The sequence below is a fragment of the Streptomyces sp. NBC_00443 genome (assembly GCF_036014175.1).
Classification (GTDB): Bacteria; Actinomycetota; Actinomycetes; order Streptomycetales; family Streptomycetaceae; genus Streptomyces.
In genome coordinates this window covers 3,838,441-3,853,930 of record NZ_CP107917.1, presented here as the reverse complement: position 1 = coordinate 3,853,930, position 15,490 = coordinate 3,838,441, and the positions used below count along the sequence as shown (strand labels likewise).

Genomic DNA, 15,490 nt, shown 5'->3' with positions numbered 1-15,490 from the left:
GCCCGTTCGTCAAGGCGAACGAGTGGACCGGCATGGCGAACGACGGGAAGTGAACCGATGAGCGAGCCCCTGACGTGGATCGCCGCCTCGCTGCGGCGTGAGCGCACCCGGGCCGGGCTGTCCCTGTCCGAGCTGGCCAAACGGGCCGGGATCGCGAAGTCCACGCTCTCCCAGCTGGAATCCGGCGGCGGGAATCCCAGCGTGGAGACGCTGTGGGCGCTGGGGGTCGCGCTCGGGGTGCCGTTCAGCGTGCTGGTGGAGCCGCCGTCGCCGGCGGTCCAGGTGATCCGGGCGGGGGAGGGGCCCACGGTCGCCTCGGAGCGGGCGGACTACGTGGCCACGCTGCTCTCCGCCAGTCCGCCCGGCGCTCGCCGGGATATCTACCACCTGCGCGCGGAACCCGGCCCGGCCCGGGAGTCGGAGCCGCACATTCCGGGGTCGGTGGAGCATCTGATCGTGAGCACGGGGCGGGTGAAGGCGGGGCCGCGGGGGGACGAGGCCGAGCTGGAGCCCGGCGACTACATGTCGTATCGCGGGGATGTGCCCCACTCGTACGAGGCGCTCGCCCCCGGGACGACGTTCGTGCTGGTCATGCAGCACATCTAGCCCTCGGCGGGAAGGGAGAGGCAGGAGAGGGAAAGGCAGGAGCCCCGCTGCCTTGCGGCACGGGGCTCCTTGGGTACTGCTATCTGTTCCGGATCAAAGCACCAGGCTCCGAGACCGAATGATCAGACTGATCGAACTGATCAGACGGGGGTGACGTTCTCCGCCTGCGGGCCCTTCGGGCCCTGGGTCACGTCGAAGGAGACCTGCTGGTTCTCCTCCAGCGAACGGAAGCCGCTCGCATTGATCGCGGAGTAGTGAACGAAGACGTCGGGGCCGCCGCCTTCCTGGGCGATGAAGCCAAAGCCCTTTTCGGCGTTGAACCACTTCACGGTTCCGGTAGCCATAAGCCCTCCTTGGGCCCAAAGGGTTGCCCTGCTCCAGAACCCTGCAAGTGTGAAAACAAAATGCCGCACAACTGCATACGTCTGAAAACGACGAGAGCCCGCGGTCACATGCTCCGCAGGCTCTGTACTGCAAGGGAAACCAAACTGCAACTTGCGGCGAGCCTAGCACGCAGGCAACCGAAAGCAATAGAGGTCAAGATCACGTCACCCGGACGTTTGAACCCTCGTGTTGGGGTTGACGGAGGCGTTGGTGATCTGAGCGTCACCGGGGAGTCGCCACCCTGAAGGGTGCACGCTACCCCATGGGGTCTAGTCTCGCGATGTGGACAATTCTCGCACCCGGCCGCGCGTAGGCCACATCCAGTTCCTGAACTGCCTGCCCCTGTACTGGGGGCTCGCGAGAACGGGCACGCTCCTCGACTTCGAGCTGACCAAGGACACTCCCGAGAAGCTCAGCGAGCAGCTGGTGCGGGGCGACCTCGACATCGGGCCGATCACCCTCGTGGAGTTCCTGCGCAACGCCGACGACCTGGTCGCCTTCCCCGACATCGCGGTCGGCTGCGACGGCCCGGTGATGTCCTGCGTGATCGTCTCGCAGGTCCCGCTGGACCGGCTGGACGGCGCCCGGGTCGCCCTCGGCTCGACCTCGCGCACCTCGGTCCGGCTGGCCCAGCTGCTGCTCGCCGAGCGCTACGGCGTGCAGCCCGCCTACTACACGTGCCCGCCCGACCTCAGCCTGATGATGCAGGAGGCGGAGGCGGCCGTACTCATCGGGGACGCGGCGCTGCGGGCCAACCTCCTCGACGGCCCGCGCTACGGCCTCGAGGTGCACGATCTCGGCTCGCTCTGGAAGGAGTGGACCGGCCTGCCCTTCGTCTTCGCGGTGTGGGCGGCGCGCCGGGACTACCTGGAGCGCGAGCCGGCCATCACCCGCCAGGTCCACGAGGCCTTCCTCTCGTCCCGCAACCTCTCCCTGGACGAGGTCGGCAAGGTCGCCGAGCAGGCGGCCCGCTGGGAGGCCTTCGACGAGCAGGTCCTGGAGCGGTACTTCACGACCCTCGACTTCCGTTTCGGCGGCCCGCAGCTGGAGGCGGTCGCGGAGTTCGCGCGGCGGGTGGGCCCGACGACGGGCTTTGCGGCGGATGTGAAGGTGGATCTGCTTCAGCCGTGAGGGCGGGGTCCGCGCGCACTAATCTGCTGGAAGTTCCACGGCCGCACTAGGCCGTACGGGGGAGGGGTGGACGCCGATGCAGCCGCTCGGAGTTGACGAGCCCACGGTCGTCGGACCGTACCGGCTGCTCGGCCGGCTCGGCTCCGGCGGCATGGGGCGGGTGTATCTCGGCCGCAGCGCGGGTGGCCGTACGGTCGCCGTCAAGATCGTGCATCCGCACTTCGCGCTGGACGAGGAGTTCCGCGCCCGCTTCCGCCGGGAAGTGGACGCGGCGCGGCGGGTGGGCGGTGCGTGGACGGCGCCCGTGCTGGACGCGGATCCGCAGGCGTCGGTGCCGTGGGTGGCCACGGCCTACGCGGCGGGTCCCTCACTGTCGGGCGCGGTCGCGGACGCGGGCGCGCTGCCCGCGCATTCGGTACGAGCGCTGGGGGCAGGGCTGGCCGAGGCGCTGGTCGCCGTGCACGAACTGGGGCTGGTGCACCGGGACGTGAAGCCGTCGAACGTCCTGCTGACACTGGACGGCCCCCTGCTGATCGACTTCGGCATCGCGAGGGCCATGGACGGCACGGCGTCCCTGACGTCCACCGGCGTCTCGGTCGGCTCCCCCGGATACATGTCGCCCGAACAGATCGTGGGCAAGGGCGCCACGGGGGCGGCGGACGTCTTCTCGCTGGGCGCGGTACTGGCCTACGCGGCGACCGGGGCGCCCCCGTTCTCCGGGGACTCGTCGGCGGCGCTGCTCTACAAGGTCGTGCACGAGGAGCCCGAACTCGGCCCGATGGACGGCGACATGCGGGAACTGGTGGAGGCATGCCTGGCCAAGGAGCCGGGTGCCCGGCCCACGCCGGGTGAGGTGGCCCGGCGACTCGCTCCGGAAGGGGCGGCCCGGCTGGTGACGGGCGGGTGGCTGCCGGGCGGGCTGGTCGAGCAGGTCAGCCGGAGTGCCGTGCGGCTGCTGAACCTGGAGGCGGCGGAGCCGGGAGAGATCGTCCTGCCGGCAGGCGAGGTCCCGTCGGGGCCGGTGGGCTTCAGCCGGCAGGCGACGGTGGGGGAGTTCGGGCCGCCGCCGGTCATGCCGGGGGCAGGGGGTGCGGGCGCGTCCATGCCGTCCGCCGCCGTCCCCGAGCCCCGCGACGCCCCGCCGCAGGACGCGACCCCGGCATCCGCATCCGCATCCGACAGCCGTCCCGGCAAGCTCTCCCTCTCCGTCGCGGCGGCCTCGGCACCGGGGGAGGGCGGCCGTGGACGGAGGCTGAGCTGCACCGTCGCGCTCGCGGTGGCGGGGGCGCTGGCCGCGGTGACGGTGGGGTCCGTGGTCGTGTTCGACCTGTTGCCGGGCGGGGAGCAGGACCACAACGCAGGTTCCGACGCCGCCTCGTCCGCATCGCCGGGCAAGGGCAAACCCACCGGGGTCGAGGGTTCCGTGCCCGCCCGTTATCTCGGCACCTGGGAGGGCCAGGCCACCGCCCTGGACGGCGCCCTGCCGTCGGGCACCTACCGGCTCACCGTGCACAAGGCCGACGTGGGCGAGGAGTTGGGCACACTCCGGCAGACGGACGTGCTCGGCCTCGTCTGCAACGACGTACTGACCCTGAAGAAGGTGACGGCCAAGGAACTCGTCGTCACGTCCGTGGGCCGGAAGACCAACCACGGCGGCTGCAACCCGGCACCGCACACCGTCCGGATCTCCCCGGCGGGCGACGACCTGGTGTTCCGCTCGGAGAGCGACGCGGAGGGCAAGCCCGAGGCGCGGCTGTCGAAGGTCGAGCAGGGCTGAACACGTTGGGGCTGAACACGTGGGGGCTGAACACGTGGGGGTGAGCACGCTCGTCCTGGTCGTCGTGGCCGCGCTCTGGGGTGCCGCGGCGGGCACGCTGCTGCCCCGGCCCGCCCATCGGTTCTCCGTCACGGAGGAGCAGGGGTGGATGGAGCGGTGTCCGGGCGGGCACCCGATCGGGGGCTGGATCGGGTGGGCCCGGTGCCGGGAGTGCACCGACGCGCCGTCGTACGGGCCCAGTACGCCCCTCATGGTCACCGTCACCGCCCTCGTCTGCGCCGCCGTCGCCGCCGCCACCGACACCCGGCCCGAGCTGGGCGTCTGGCTGCTGCTGGCGCCCGTCGGCGTGCTGCTCACGGTCGTCGACGTGCGGGTGCGGCGGCTGCCCGACGTCCTGACCCTGCCGCTCGCGGCCGCCGCCCTGCTGCTGCTCGGCCTGGTCGCCCTCGTCCCCGAGCACGCCGGTGACTGGTCGACCGCCCTGTGGGCCGCCCTCGCGCTCGGCGCCGGCTACTTCGTGCTGTGGCTCATCAACCCCGGCGGCATGGGCTTCGGCGATGTGAAGCTCGCGCTCGGCGTGGGGGCGGCGCTCGGGTGGTACGGCTGGCCGACGGTCATGCTCGGCACTTTCGCAGGGTTCCTGTTCGGAGCTCTGTACGGCGCTGGGCTGGTCGTTCTGCGGCGGGCCGGGCGTAAGACGGCGATCCCGTTCGGGCCGTTCCTGCTCGCCGGGGCGCTCGTGGGGCTGCTGATCGGGGCGTACGCGGCCTGACGTCGGTTCCGTGAAGGGCCTGGCGTACGCTGGTTCGGTCCGTCCACAACCGGACGGATCCGCCCACAACCCTTGACGAAAGGGACGCCCCGGTGACCGAGAAGGCCGACCTCCAGTCTGTGCTCGACCGTGCCGCAGCGGGCGGGCGGATCACCCCAGAGGAGGCGCTCGACCTCTACCGCGACGCCCCGCTGCACGCGCTGGGTGCCGCCGCCGACGCCGTACGCCGCCGCAGGTACGCGGGCACCGAGCACATCGCGACGTACATCATCGAGCGCAACATCAACTACACGAACGTGTGCGTCACGGCGTGCAAGTTCTGCGCCTTCTACGCCGCCCCCAAGGACACGGCCAAGGGCTGGACCCGTGACCTCGACGACATCCTGCGGCGCTGCGCCGAGACCGTCGAACTCGGCGGTACGCAGATCATGTTCCAGGGCGGTCACCACCCGGACTTCGGCGTGGAGTACTACGAGAAGCACTTCGCGGCCATCAAGAAGGAGTTCCCGCAGCTCGTCATCCACAGCCTGGGGGCGAGCGAGGTCGAGCACATGGCCCGGATCTCCAAGGTGAGCATCGAAGAGGCCATCACCCGGATCCACGAGGCCGGCCTCGACTCCTTCGCCGGTGCCGGCGCCGAGCTGCTGCCCGCGCGGCCGCGCAAGGCCATCGCCCCGCTGAAGGAGAGCGGTGAGCGCTGGCTGGAGATCATGGAGGCCGCGCACCGGCTGGGCGTCGAGTCCACGTCGACCATGCTGATGGGCACGGGCGAGACGAACGCCGAGCGGATCGAGCATCTGCGGATGATCCGTGACGTCCAGGACCGCACGGGCGGCTTCCGGGCCTTCATCCCGTACACCTACCAGCCCGAGAACAACCACCTGAAGGGCCGGACGCAGGCCACGATCTTCGAGTATCTGCGGATGATCGCCATCGGGCGGCTGTTCATGGACAACATCGCCCACATCCAGGGGTCCTGGCTGACCACCGGCAAGGAGATCGGCCAGCTGTCGCTGCACTACGGCGCCGACGATCTCGGCTCGATCATGCTGGAGGAGAACGTCGTCTCCTCCGCCGGCGCCAAGCACCGCTCCAACCGGATGGAGATCATCGATCTGATCCGCAAGGCGGGGCGGGTTCCGGCCCAGCGGGCGACCACGTACGAGCACCTCGTCGTGCACGACGACCCGGCGAACGACCCCGTCGACGTGCGGGTTGCCTCGCACATCTCGTCCACGGCGATCGCGGGCGGCACGGCGCATCCCGAGCTGAAGATCCTCGCATCCAACTGAACTGATCCGAGGGCGAGTTGGAGACCATTCACACGGCCGACGAGGTCCGGTTCACCTGGGACTCGGAGCCGATCGTGGACGGTGCCGTCCTGGTGGGGCGGGACCGGATCGGCGCAGTGGGGACGTTCGAGGAACTGCGTGGGCGGTTTCCGGGTGCCCGGGTCCGCAGATGGCCCGGCACCCTCGGCCCCGGGCGCGTCCACGAAGGCCCGCTCCCGGACGCCCCGTCGCCACGTGAGCGTGTCCACGCGGTACTGAAACTCGGCGCGGTCGCGGTCCTGGAGGATTACGTCGACTCTCCGGACCTGCGGGCCGCGGCCGAGCGGAACGACGTCGTGGTTCTCCCGCGCGCCCAGCCGACCGCCATCAGGCAGACCGGCCGGGCCGACCTCGCCGTACTCGACGAGACCGGCGCCTGCATCGCGACGGTCTGCGCGGGGCGCCTGGTGCACCGACGACGCTGATCAGCCCGCGAACGCCTCTCCGAACGCCCCCGAACTCTGGTTCACCCCACTGCAGTTGGTCGCCGCGTCGTCATCACCGGAGCTCCCCTTCGCACACTGCTGGTCCCGGAACGTCGCCCACATCGACACCCACCCGATCCCCTTCTCCTCGGCGAACTCCCGTACCTGCGCCGCGTCGTCGAGTGTGAACGTCTCGTTGTCCACGTCGTTGACGCCGAGCATCGAGGTGAGCGCCATGGCCCGCCAGGCGGTCGCGTCGGACGTGCCGAAGAGCTCCTTGAGTTGCGTGTGGGCGGCTTTGGCGGAGGTGAGGGCGTAAGCGCCCATGTCGCCGGTGTACGACTCGCCGTAGTTCATCGTCATGAGGTTGACGGTCGAGACCTGTACGTCGTGCTGGTTGGCGGACTCCAGCAGCGCCACACCGTCGTCGTCGAGGCCGGAGGGCATCACCGGCAGCGTGAAGGAGACACGGAGGTCGCCGCGCTCCTGCTGCAACAGGGCGATCGCCTGCGAACGCAGGTCCACCGAGTCGGAGTCGGTCAGCTCGTCGCCCTCGATGTCGAAGTCGGCCTGGGTGGAACCCGCCGCGTCCAGCGCCTTCCCGTACGCCGCCGCCAGTTCGGACGCGCTGTCGCAACTCGCCGCCATTTCCTTGCCGGAGGCGCCGCCGAAGGAGACCCGGACGGTGGCGCCGTCCTGTTTGAGCTTCGAGATACGGGACTTGACGGCCGAGTCGGAAAGGGCGGTGGTGCCGTTCCATTTCGGGGTGCAGTTACTGCCGCCCGAGATGACGAAAGCCAGGTTGTACGTCGCCGGGGAGCCGGCGGAGTCGTTGTCGGAGGCTTCGGTGGCGCTGACGTAGGGGGCGTACGACGTGCTCGCGGCGGCCGTCCCGGTGGCCGATGGGGAGGCCGTTGCCGAGGACGAGGTGCTGGGCCGCTGAGGAGTCGGTGGTGCCGCGTCCGCCGCGCCGCCGGAGCCCGCGGAGCACCCCGCGGTCAGCGCGAGCAGGCAGATGAGTCCGGCCGCCGATTTCCCTGAGTACGTTTGCATGCTGGAAATCTCTCATCCCTGAGAGGTCGTTGCCGAAAACTCTCAGGGAACGTACAGGTTAAGGCGTTTCTCATATGCGCCTCACATGGAGAGCGAGTTTGTGGCACATAAAGCCTCCGTAATCTCCGGGGAATGCATTCCGAGCCTGCCATCGAAAACCGCGCGGACGTCCCCCGGCGCAGTGACGCCCGCGGTCGCCGCCGCAAACGCGGCAACGGGTCCGCCGAAGGGCCCGTGTTCGTTGACAACTCCGGACGCCGCTCCAAGCTGCTGCGTCGCCTCGGCCTCCTGGTCGGCGTCGGCTGCCTCGGGTACGCGGTCGTCCTGGGCATGGCCTTCATGGACGTCGGCACCTCACTCACGCCGTCCCAACTGCTGCCCTTCGGGCGCGGCGGCCCTGCCGGTGCCCCGAACTCCGGTCCCGGCGGTGGCGCCCGGCCGCAGGGCGGGACCGGCACCCCGCCCGTGAAGCACTCCGGCACGCCGCCGACGGGCACCGCGACCGGCGAGCCGCCCGGCGCCGCCCCGACCGTGTCCGCCTCCCAGGCCGCCGCCGACTGACCGGAACGCACCCACACCCATGACTACGACGACTCCCTCACGCGGCCGCCGCCGCGCCCCCACGCGGATCCAGCGGGCGGCGGGTAAGGCCGCGGCGCTGCAGAAACCGCGCGTCATCCTCGCCGGACTGCTCCTGCTGGCGCTGACCAGCGTCATGCTGCTCGACGGCTATCTGCGCGCCGAGGTCGGTGGCGACCAGCGCGTGCGTACCGGCGCCAGCTCCAGCCAGGTCCCCGACAAGGTCCTCGACGGCGGGCCGATCCTCACCTTCCGGGGCGGTCAGGCCACCACCGTCTCCGTCCCGGACAAGACGATCGCGCTCACCTTCGACGACGGTCCGAACCCCACCTGGACGCCGCAAGTGCTGGCGATCCTGAAGAAGTACGACATCCCCGCCACGTTCTTCCTGGTCGGTTCGATGGTCTCGCGCTACCCGGGGATCGTCGCGGACCTGGTCGAGCAGGGCAACGAGGTGGGCATCCACACCTTCACCCACGTCGACCTCTCCTACCAGAGCGACGCCCGCGTCAACCGCGAGATGCAGCAGACCCAGCTGGCCCTCGCGGGCGCGGCCGGCATCACGACCACGCTCTTCCGGGCGCCGTACTCCTCGGAGACGGACGCCATCGACAACTACAGCTGGCCCGTCTACAAGAAGCTCGGCGAGCAGGGCTACACCAGCGTCTTCGTCGACACCGACAGCGACGACTGGAAGCGGCCCGGCGTCTCGAAGATCATCAAGTGGGCGACGCCGGACGACGGCGAGGGCGCGTCCGTCCTCTTCCACGACGCGGGAGGCGAGCGGTCACAGACGATCAAGGCGCTGCCGACGTACATCGAGAAGATGAAGGCGAAGGGCTACACCTTCACGACGATCAGCGGCGCCATCCAGGAGGAGGAGTCGGCGGGCGGTCAGCAGGCGGGGGCCGGTGGAGTTCAGGCGGGTGGCGCTCGGACAGGCGGGCAGCAGCCTGATGGCCAGACGGCCCGGCAGGGGTCGAACGGGCAGGCCGGTGCGGGGGCTTCGAGCCTCCAGGCCGCCCACCGAGAGGCCACCGGCGCGACGCTGTACGAGGGCAAGGCCCTGATCGGGGCCGTGGCCGTCGCCGAATGGACGGTGCCGGTCCTGTCGGTCGGCCTCCTCGTCGTCGGCGTCGCCGTCATGGGCCGGTTCGGCATGATGCTGATCCTCGCCCGCCGCCACTACCGGCAGCGCAACAAGCGCCGGTTCAGCTGGGGGCCTGCTGTCCATCAGCCGGTGAGCGTGATCGTCCCGGCTTACAACGAGAAGGAGTGCATCGCCAACACCCTTGAGTCACTGGCGAAGAGCACCCATCCGATCGAGATCATCGTGGTCGACGACGGCTCGACGGACGGCACCTCCGAGATCGCCCGGAACGCGGCCCACGAACTCGGCATGACCAACGTCCGCGTCATCCGCCAGGAGAACGCGGGCAAGCCGGCCGCGCTGAACAACGGTGTGCGCAGCGCCAGTTACGACATCGTCGTGATGATGGACGGCGACACGGTCTTCGAGCCGGACACCGTACGGCAGCTGGTGCAGCCCTTCGCCGACCCCGGGGTCGGCGCGGTCGCCGGCAACGCCAAGGTCGGCAACCGCAAAACGGTCATCGGCGCCTGGCAGCACATCGAGTACGTGATGGGCTTCAACCTGGACCGCCGTATGTACGACCTGCTGCGCTGCATGCCCACCATCCCCGGCGCGATCGGCGCGTTCCGCCGGGAGGCGGTGCTGGAGGTCGGTGGCATGAGCGAGGACACGCTCGCCGAGGACACGGACATCACCATCGCCATGCACCGCGCGGGCTGGCGGGTCGTCTACCAGGAGCACGCGCGCGCGTGGACGGAGGCGCCGGGTTCGCTGAAGCAGCTGTGGTCGCAGCGCTACCGCTGGTCCTACGGCACGATGCAGGCGCTGTGGAAGCACCGCAAGTCCCTGACGGACAAGGGGCCTTCGGGCCGCTTCGGCCGGGTCGGCATGCCTCTCGTCGTCATCTTCCAGATCGTCACGCCGGTCTTCGCGCCGCTCATCGACGTCTTCACCGTCTACTCGATGATCTTCGTCGACTTCAAGGCGGCCCTGCTGGCCTGGCTGGCGGTGCTCGCCGTGCAGCTGGTCTGCGCCGCGTACGCCTTCCGCCTGGACCGCGAGCAGTACCGCTACCTGCTGATGATGCCCCTCCAGCAACTCGCCTACCGGCAGATGATGTACCTCGTCCTCATCCACTCCTGCATCACCGCCATGACGGGCGGCCGCCTGCGCTGGCAGAAACTGAAGCGCACCGGCGAGGTCGGAACGCCGGCGGGGGTGAGCTGAGGTGGGGGCGCACAGGAGAGGGGCGCTTGCCACGCCGGTTGCCGCTGCGACGGACACCGGTGATCCCCACCTGGATCCGCGGCCCGAGCCTCCCGCCAGGGACCGCTACTTCGACACCCTCCGAGCCGTCGCCCTCATCCGCGTGGTCACCTACCACACCTTCGGCTGGGCCTGGGCGGGCATGGTCTTCCCCTCGATGGGAGTCATGTTCGCCCTGGCCGGCACCCTGATGGCGAAGTCCCTGGAGCGCCCGGCGCTCAAGGTGGTCCGCAGCCGGATGCGGCGGCTCCTGCCGCCCTTCTGGTTCTGGGGCGTCTTCGTGGTCGTGGCGATGCTGATCCACGACTGGATGCCGGGCTGGCAGATCGTCTACTGGATCGTCCCGCTCGGCGACCCGCCGGGCAACGCGTGGGCCGAGCAGGCCTGGGAGATCCTCTGGTACCTGCGGACGTACCTCTGGTTCGTCCTGCTCTCCCCGCTCCTGCTGCGCGTCTTCCGCCTGGCCCCGGCGTTCGTCCTGCTCCTGTCCCTGGCGCCGATCCTCGTCGTCCACTTCCTGTGGGAGCCCCCGGACAACCGGTTCGGCAGCGCACTCACCGACCTCGCCACGTTCCTCTTCTGCTGGATCCTCGGCTTCGCGCACCGCGACGGCGTCCTGCGCCGCCTCAAGCCGTTCGCCGTCGCCGTCCTCTCACTCGCGGCGATCGCGTACGGCGGCTGGTACGCCTTCACGCACCAGGCCGAGACGGGATCGTACGACCTCGACGACATCCCTCTCGCCCAGGCGTTCTGGTCGGCGGGCTATGTGACGCTGCTGATGTACGCGAAGGAGTACTTCCGCATCGACTTCGCCCGGCTGACCCGGGTCCGCCCCCTCGACCGCCTCGTCACCGTCTTCAACGCCCGTGCCGTGACGATCTACCTCTGGCACGAGATCGCCCTGATCCTCGCCGTCCCGCTGATCGACCGGTTCTGGAACGTGCCCGCGTTCGAGAAGTACCTGCCGCTGGAGAGCCAGTGGTTCATGTTCGGCATCGGCTGGGTCCTGATCGCGGTGTTCGTCCTGCTGTGCGGCTGGGTGGAGGACGTGGCCGGGAAGAAGAAGCCGAAGCTGCTCCCCTGAGGCCGGTCTGCCACGTGGTGCGTGCGGCCGTACTGCCACAATGGGCCCGTGACCCGCGCATCCCTGGACAAGCAGCCGCACGAAGTCGCTTCGATGTTCGACAACGTGGCGGAACGGTACGACCTGACCAACGACGTGCTGTCGCTCGGCCAGGACCGCAGATGGCGCAAGGAGGTTGCCAGGGCCGTCGACGCCCGCCCGGCGCAGAAGATCCTGGACCTGGCCGCCGGTACGGCCACCTCCTCGCTGCCGTTCGCGCAGACCGGCGCGTACGTCGTCCCCTGCGACTTCTCCCTCGGGATGCTCCAGGTCGGCAAGCGCAAGCACACCTGGCTGCCGTTCACGGCGGGCGACGCGACGAAGCTGCCGTTCAAGGACGACACCTTCGACGCCGTGACGATCTCCTTCGGGCTGCGCAACGTGCAGGACTTCGACACCGCCCTGCGCGAGATGTACCGGGTCACGAGGCCCGGCGGCCGGGTCGTGATCTGCGAGTTCTCGCACCCGACCTGGGCGCCCCTGCGCACCGTCTACACCGAGTACCTGATGCGCGCGCTGCCCCCGGTGGCGCGCGCGGTGTCCTCGAACCCCGACGCCTACGTCTACCTCGCCGAGTCCATCCGCGCCTGGCCCGACCAGCCCGCACTCGCCGAGCGGCTGCGCAAGGCCGGCTGGTCGAAGGTCGCCTGGCGGAACCTGACGGGCGGGATCGTGACCCTGCACCGGGGCTTCAAGCAGAGCTGACGACGGGGTACGGATCCCCGGGCTCCTCCAGCTCGCGCTGCAGTCCGCCACCGGGCGGCCGTGGGATGCGTGGCTCGCGTACGCCTCCGCCGCCCTCCCCCTCGCCGAAGTCGAACCAGACGTAGACCATCGACTCCCGCGGCACCTCGGCACCGGGCTGGGGGTACTGGCGTACGACGTAGTCGACGACGACCAGGTGGAAGTCCGGCCGGTCCGGTGCGTTGAGGAGAAGACCGTGCGACTTCGCTTCCTCGCGCGCGTCCATGGCCATCAGTCCGACGAGTTTCGGTACTCGCACCTCGGGCGTTTTGGGTGTTATGCGCACAGATGTCACCCCCAGCGGTACTGGAAGGGTAACCGCCCGGGGGTACCGCCCGGAAGCGTCAAGTACCTTTCTGTAACAGTCCATTACTCAGAGTGATGAATCCGGAATCGAGCTCTGCAGTCCCGGGTCACAGATCGAGCCGGTAGCAGTGCCCCTTCTGCCGTGCGTCCGGCGTGGCGAACACCTCGGCGAGCCGCATCCCAAGCCGCCGCGTCACCGCGATCGACCGCCCGTTGCGGGCGTCGACCATCGCCACCACACCCGGCACCCCGGCCGCGCGCACCCGGTCCAGCGTCAGCTGTGCGGCCGCGCTGACGTACCCCTTGCCCCAGTGCTCCCGCCCGAGCCGCCAGCCGATCTCGATCTCGTCCTTGGGACCCCACTCCCGCTCCCACGGCTGGGCGCCGGTGAAGCCGACGACCCGCTCATTCTCGTCGAGGACGGTCCACAGGCAGTACCCGCGCTCGGCGTCGTGCCGGCGCTGACGGGCGGTGAGCTCCTCGTAGACGGACAACTCCGCGGCCCTCCCGCCGTGGAACTCCATGACATCCGGGTGCGCGAAGATCCGGTGCCAGGCGACGGCGTCCTCGTCGGTGGGGACACGGAGCTGTACGACAGGGAGAGCTCGGTTCACGGAGGCAGCCCTTCAGCCGGTTGATCAATGCTGCTGAATAGACTGCCCATGTCCAGTGCCGGTCGGCACACAGATGTCGAACTTGGGGAGATCCCGCCGTGACCGTCGTGCCCGAGCCCCAGTCCTCGCTCCTCTCCGAGAACACCGCCGATGTGATCGTCGTGGGCGCGGGGCCGGCCGGCTCTGCGACGGCGTACCACCTGGCCAGGTCCGGCCTCGATGTCCTGCTGCTGGAGAAGACCGAGTTCCCGAGGGAGAAGGTCTGCGGCGACGGCCTCACCCCGCGCGCGACCAAACAGCTCGTGGCCATGGGCATCGACATCTCCGAGGAAGCGGGCTGGCTGCGCAACAAGGGCCTGAGGATCATCGGCGGCGGCATGCGGCTCCAGCTGGACTGGCCCGATCTCGCCTCCTTCCCCGACTACGGCCTCGTCCGTAAGCGCGACGACTTCGACGAGCAACTCGCCCGCCAGGCCCAGAAGGCCGGCGCCCGCCTCTACGAGCGCTGCAACGTCGGTGCCCCGATCATCGACGACCGCACCGGCCGCATCACCGGCGTCCACGCCAAGCTCGGCGAGGAGAAGCGCGAGGTCACCTTCCACGCGCCTCTGGTCGTCGCCGCCGACGGCAACTCCACGCGCCTGTCCCTGGCGATGGGCCTGCACCGCCGCGAGGACCGCCCGATGGGCGTGGCCGTACGGACGTATTTCGAAAGCCCCCGCCACGAGGACGACTACCTGGAGTCCTGGCTGGAGCTGTGGGACCGCCGTGGCCCCGGTGAAGACCGCCTCCTGCCCGGCTACGGCTGGATCTTCGGCATGGGCGACGGCACGTCCAACGTCGGTCTGGGCGTGCTCAACACCTCGGACTCCTTCAAGGAACTGGACTGGCGCGAGGTCCTGAAGGCCTGGTGCGCCTCCATGCCGGAGGAGTGGGGCTACACCCCGGACAAGATGACCGGCCCCATCCGCGGCGCCGCCCTCCCGATGGCCTTCAACCGCCAACCGCACTACACCAAGGGCCTGCTCCTGGTCGGCGACGCCGGCGGCCTGGTGAACCCCTTCAACGGCGAGGGCATCGCCTACGCCATGGAGTCCGGCCAGATCGCCGCCGACGTCATCGTCCAGGCCCACGCCCGCTCGACTCCCGCGGGGCGTGAAATGGCCCTCCAGCGCTACCCGCGCGTCCTGAAGGACACCTACGGCGGCTACTACACGCTGGGCCGCGCCTTCGTGAAGCTCATCGGCAACCCGAAGGTCATGAAGATCGCGGCCCAGCGCGGCCTGACGCACCCCATGCTGATGAAGTTCACGCTGAAGCTGCTCGCGAACCTCACGGACCCGACCGGCGGCGACGCGATGGACCGCATCATCAACGGCCTCAGCAAGGTGGCACCGAAGGCCTGAGGGGCGGCTAGGCCGTGTCCGTAAAGTCCCGTCGTCCGCCCGGAGGGCGGGCCCCGCGGCGTCTGGTGCGTGCTCTCGGCGTGCCGGCGGAGCCCCTTGTACTGGATGTACTCGGGGCTTCGCCCGGTGCGGCGAGTGGGGGTACCTCCCACGCCCTTGAGGCAGTGGGGGAGCGTGCCAGGCGTCCCGGGGCAGGCGGGACTTTGCGGACACGGCCTAGGCCCTGCTGAGGGCCTCGATGTTGGCGGCCCGGCGCGCGAGCACCTCGTCCCGCCGGTCCGCCACCTGCCGCAGCGCCTCCTTCCGGTCCCGCCTGGAGAGCCGGTCCACATAGACCTGCCCGTCACAGTGATCGGTCTCGTGCGCGAGGCAACGGGCGAAGTACCCCGTGCCCTCGATCACGATCGGCTCGCCGTCCCTGTCGAGCCCGCGCACCACGGCCCGGTCCGGACGGGGTACGTCCATCACCGCGCCCGGCACCGACAGACACCCCTCACTGTCGTCGAGGAGCCTCCTGTGGGCCGCGTCGAGCGGTTCCAGTACCGGGTTGACGATGTGACCGACGTGCCGGACGCCGTCGTCGTCCGGGCAGTCGTACACGAACAGCCGCAAATCGACACCGACTTGGTTCGCCGCCAGTCCGGCCCCGTCGGCGATGTACATCGTCAGGAACATGTCGTCGATGAGCGCGGCGAGATCCGGCCCGAACTCGGTCACGTCCCGGCACGGCTTGTGCAACACCCCCTCACCCATCTCGGTGATCCTGCGCACCGCCCCATGCCGGGCCTCGGGCGCGAGCGGCGGATACGAGTCGACGGGCCTGCCTTGCACAAAAACGCTGGGCATCGCTTTTCTCCCTTTCCGGGCTTCTGTCCTTCTG

At 69.8% G+C, this 15,490-nt stretch carries 16 protein-coding genes; 11 read left to right on the top strand and 5 right to left on the bottom strand.

All coding sequences use genetic code 11. The features are described 5' to 3' along the window. The first annotated feature begins 57 nt into the window (after positions 1-57). Positions 58-606 (top strand): helix-turn-helix domain-containing protein, encoded by a 549-nt coding sequence (locus OHO27_RS17100; protein WP_328424816.1) that lies wholly within the window; start codon positions 58-60, stop codon positions 604-606. A 140-nt stretch (positions 607-746) separates the two neighbouring features. Here OHO27_RS17100 and OHO27_RS17095 read toward each other — a convergent pair whose 3' ends face one another. Next, on the bottom strand, positions 747-950 hold the full coding sequence (locus tag OHO27_RS17095; protein WP_003992177.1) for a cold-shock protein: 204 nt from the start codon (positions 948-950) through the stop codon (positions 747-749). A 322-nt stretch (positions 951-1,272) separates the two neighbouring features. Here OHO27_RS17095 and OHO27_RS17090 point away from each other — a divergent pair, with 322 nt between their 5' ends. The 5 genes from OHO27_RS17090 (at position 1,273) to OHO27_RS17070 (ending at position 6,426) form a co-directional block, all read left to right on the top strand. Next, positions 1,273-2,121 (top strand): menaquinone biosynthetic enzyme MqnA/MqnD family protein, encoded by an 849-nt coding sequence (locus OHO27_RS17090; protein ID WP_328424814.1) that lies wholly within the window; start codon positions 1,273-1,275, stop codon positions 2,119-2,121. Between the two features lie 76 nt (positions 2,122-2,197). Continuing rightward, on the top strand, positions 2,198-3,898 hold the full coding sequence (locus tag OHO27_RS17085; RefSeq protein WP_328424812.1) for a serine/threonine-protein kinase: 1,701 nt from the start codon (positions 2,198-2,200) through the stop codon (positions 3,896-3,898). 40 nt (positions 3,899-3,938) lie between these two features. Continuing rightward, positions 3,939-4,670 carry a prepilin peptidase gene (locus OHO27_RS17080; protein WP_328424810.1) on the top strand — a complete coding sequence of 244 codons (732 nt, stop codon included), beginning with the start codon at positions 3,939-3,941 and terminating at the stop codon, positions 4,668-4,670. Positions 4,671-4,762: 92 nt separating this feature from the next. Continuing rightward, positions 4,763-5,962 (top strand): cyclic dehypoxanthinyl futalosine synthase, encoded by a 1,200-nt coding sequence (mqnC, locus tag OHO27_RS17075; RefSeq protein ID WP_328424808.1) that lies wholly within the window; start codon positions 4,763-4,765, stop codon positions 5,960-5,962. Between the two features lie 17 nt (positions 5,963-5,979). Then, the gene (locus OHO27_RS17070) at positions 5,980-6,426 is read left to right on the top strand and encodes an imidazolonepropionase-like domain-containing protein (RefSeq protein ID WP_328424807.1); all 447 of its coding nucleotides are present in this window, start codon (positions 5,980-5,982) and stop codon (positions 6,424-6,426) included. Here the strand turns inward: OHO27_RS17070 and OHO27_RS17065 are convergent, their stop codons facing one another. Further along, positions 6,427-7,479, bottom strand: coding sequence for a chitinase (locus OHO27_RS17065; protein WP_328424806.1), 1,053 nt, complete (start codon positions 7,477-7,479; stop codon positions 6,427-6,429). Between the two features lie 132 nt (positions 7,480-7,611). Here OHO27_RS17065 and OHO27_RS17060 point away from each other — a divergent pair, with 132 nt between their 5' ends. From OHO27_RS17060 to OHO27_RS17045, 4 genes are read left to right on the top strand one after another with little or no spacing between them, the layout of a single operon-like run. Then, positions 7,612-8,040, top strand: a complete 429-nt coding sequence (locus OHO27_RS17060; RefSeq protein ID WP_328424804.1) for a hypothetical protein — start codon at positions 7,612-7,614, stop codon at positions 8,038-8,040. Between the two features lie 19 nt (positions 8,041-8,059). Continuing rightward, a complete protein-coding gene (locus tag OHO27_RS17055) occupies positions 8,060-10,378 on the top strand; it encodes a bifunctional polysaccharide deacetylase/glycosyltransferase family 2 protein (RefSeq protein ID WP_328424802.1) in 2,319 nt (772 codons plus the stop codon). 1 nt (position 10,379) lies between these two features. Next, complete coding sequence (locus OHO27_RS17050; protein WP_443059553.1) at positions 10,380-11,501, top strand: acyltransferase family protein; 1,122 nt, start codon at positions 10,380-10,382, stop codon at positions 11,499-11,501. Between the two features lie 48 nt (positions 11,502-11,549). Then, positions 11,550-12,245 (top strand): demethylmenaquinone methyltransferase, encoded by a 696-nt coding sequence (locus tag OHO27_RS17045; RefSeq protein WP_328424800.1) that lies wholly within the window; start codon positions 11,550-11,552, stop codon positions 12,243-12,245. On the opposite strand, the gene OHO27_RS17040 is transcribed toward OHO27_RS17045, so the two are convergent. Together OHO27_RS17040 and OHO27_RS17035 are read right to left on the bottom strand one after the other, a co-directional pair. Next, on the bottom strand, positions 12,232-12,543 hold the full coding sequence (locus tag OHO27_RS17040) for a PASTA domain-containing protein (RefSeq protein ID WP_328424798.1): 312 nt from the start codon (positions 12,541-12,543) through the stop codon (positions 12,232-12,234). The two genes, OHO27_RS17045 and OHO27_RS17040, sit on opposite strands and share 14 nt — an antisense overlap. 154 nt (positions 12,544-12,697) lie before the next feature. Further along, on the bottom strand, positions 12,698-13,204 hold the full coding sequence (locus tag OHO27_RS17035) for a GNAT family N-acetyltransferase (protein WP_328424796.1): 507 nt from the start codon (positions 13,202-13,204) through the stop codon (positions 12,698-12,700). A 107-nt stretch (positions 13,205-13,311) separates the two neighbouring features. On the opposite strand from OHO27_RS17035, the gene OHO27_RS17030 reads away from it, so the two are divergent. Continuing rightward, on the top strand, positions 13,312-14,610 hold the full coding sequence (locus OHO27_RS17030; RefSeq protein WP_328430464.1) for a geranylgeranyl reductase family protein: 1,299 nt from the start codon (positions 13,312-13,314) through the stop codon (positions 14,608-14,610). Positions 14,611-14,826: 216 nt separating this feature from the next. Here the strand turns inward: OHO27_RS17030 and def are convergent, their stop codons facing one another. Further along, positions 14,827-15,456 (bottom strand): peptide deformylase, encoded by a 630-nt coding sequence (gene def, locus OHO27_RS17025; protein ID WP_328424794.1) that lies wholly within the window; start codon positions 15,454-15,456, stop codon positions 14,827-14,829. Positions 15,457-15,490: the final 34 nt, after the last annotated feature.